Here is a 1,390-nt window from a genome sequence, read left to right as displayed (position 1 = left end):
AAAAATATGGTAATGTAGTCAGATGAGCGAAAAGCCAGAGTTATCAGCAGCACTAAAATTAGAAATAGTTGACCAGTTGAGCCGTGAGGAGCTGGTCAAAATTGTGCTAACCCAACAGAAGCTGATTGAAAAATTACAACAAAAGCTCGAAAAGCTCCAAGAGAGACAGCCCAGTAATAGTAAAACATCATCAAAACCACCATCGAGCGATCTGATACAGAAATCCGAGACAGCCAAAGTTGACAATTCAAAAGAGTCAGAGTCAGAGTCAGAGTCCCAACCAAAGCGCAAACCAGGAGGACAGCCGGGACATATCGGTAAAAGCCGAAAAGGATTTGGGCGAGTAGATAGATATCAAATCAGCACTCCTGAGTATTGTGAGCATTGTGGTAGCCCTGAATTAAGTGATGCGATTGGTTATAGCAAGCAGCAAGTAGCGTGTTTAGCAGCCTTACCAATTGAAGTGGTGGAATATCAACGAGTCAAATGTCAATGTAATGAATGTGGAGCAATGGTGATGGGTGCACCAGCATCAGGGATAGTTCCAGGGCAAGACTTAAGCATCGACCTACAAGCATTATTGGTATGGTTAGGTAATTATGGGCACATATCCTATGAAAAACAACAAGAGTTCCTGCGCGAACTAGGTGGAATCGAAATTGGGATAGGGACATTACAAGCAACAAACGCGCGGGTAGCTGATACTGTAAAGCCTGCCGTTGAAGAGCTATGGCAATGGGCACCATTGCAAGCCAACGTCCATGTGGATGAAACTCCGTGGTGTGTCAAGGGAGTCAAAGAATGGTTATGGACAGCTACGGGTCAAGATTTTTGCCTGTTTCATGCCGCAGACACTCGCAGTAGAGCCGAATTAGAGACGATGCTGGGGCATGAATTTGCCGGTGTGTTGAGTTCCGATGATTTTAGCGTATATAACGGTGTGATTGTGGGAGCGCAACAAAAATGTCTAGCCCATCTACGGCGACATTTTAAGAAAGTTCTGCTTATACGCCACGGTAATAACAGTGTCGTCGCTTCTGCATTTTTGGAATTAATTGATGAGGCATTTCGACAACATCGACAATGGCGGGAACACCCCCAAGAGATTGATTATCAGACTTGGGCAAGGGACTTTAAGACCAGGTTGGCAGAATTGTTAAATACTTGGCAAGGTCATGTTGGTCATGCTGCTGGACTGTTACTGCGCTCGTTGCGTGAGAAAGCGCAACAGTGGTGGTACTTTTTAGACCATCCATCCATTCCTCCTGATAATAATTTGGCAGAACGTTCTTTGCGATTAGCCGTGACTAAACGTAAGGTATCTGGGGGCTCCCGGTCAATGTCTCGGTTTGAACAAACTGCTGATTTGTTATCTGTGATTCAGACTTGT

1 protein-coding gene is annotated in these 1,390 nt (G+C 44.9%); it reads left to right on the top strand.

Features of this window, described 5'->3' with window-relative positions:
* Window positions 1-22 precede the first annotated feature (22 nt).
* Window positions 23-1,390 (top strand): IS66 family transposase (gene tnpC, locus QUB61_RS39455; RefSeq protein ID WP_333136924.1); only part of this gene is annotated, 1,368 nt, incomplete at its 3' end.

Source organism: Microcoleus sp. C2D2 (genome assembly GCF_036702495.1).
GTDB lineage: Bacteria > Cyanobacteriota > Cyanobacteriia > Cyanobacteriales > Microcoleaceae > Microcoleus.
The sequence above is the reverse complement of the archived record's forward strand: the minus strand, read 5'-3'. Positions and strand labels throughout refer to the sequence as shown.